The following is a 760-nucleotide window of genomic DNA, read 5'->3' as shown; positions in this document are numbered from 1 at the left end:
GGGCTGGACAGGCTCACTTCCTGCGCGCGCAGCAGCTTGAGGATATTGAACAGCAGTTCGCTCTTGGTGGCGCCGACCATGCGCGGGCTCGTCACGTAGCCGGTCACGCTCAGGATGATGCCGTCCGGCCCCAGCTGGCTGAAGCGCACGTAAGGCGCCGGCGTTTCCAGAATAGTTTCGTACTCGTTATAGGCGCTGAGCAAGATATTGCGCACCTGCTCCGGATCGATGGAGGTCGGGAACGTCAGCGCAATGGTCACCACCCCTTGCGCGTTGCCCATGGTGGCGTTGCGCACGTTCTGCGAGATCAGCTGCGAGTTCGGTACGATCATGGTGGAACGGTCGCTGAGCTGGATTTCGGTGGCGCGCACGTTGATGCGCCGCACGTCGCCTTCCACGCCGCCGATGCCGATCATATCCCCCACCTTCACCGGGCGTTCGGTCAGCAGGATCAGGCCGGAAATAAAGTTCTTCACGATCTCCTGCAAACCGAAACCGATACCGACCGACAGGGCGCTGACGATCCACGCCAGGTTGCTCCACTGGATGCCCAGCGCCGCCAGGGTGATCAGAATCACCAGCACATAGCCGATATTGCTGAACAGCGTCACCAGCGAGGCGCGAATGCCGACGTCCGAGATGGTTTTCGGCAACAGTTCAGAACCCAGCCAGCGCCGCACTGCGCGCAAAATATAGATGCCGATCGCCAGGCAGATCATGGCGTTAAGCAGGTTGCCGGGCACGATGTTGAAACGCTGCA

At 60.8% G+C, this 760-nt stretch carries 1 protein-coding gene; it reads right to left on the bottom strand.

Features of this window, described 5'->3' with window-relative positions; translation table 11 throughout:
* On the bottom strand, nt 1–760 hold a 760-nt coding region (locus HMPREF3138_RS15685), incomplete at both ends, for a mechanosensitive ion channel family protein (RefSeq protein ID WP_139145157.1).

It is taken from the genome of Serratia sp. HMSC15F11 (genome assembly GCF_001808215.1).
Taxonomy (GTDB): Bacteria; Pseudomonadota; Gammaproteobacteria; order Enterobacterales; family Enterobacteriaceae; genus Serratia; species Serratia nevei.
This window is presented reverse-complemented; position numbering and strand designations above follow the sequence as displayed.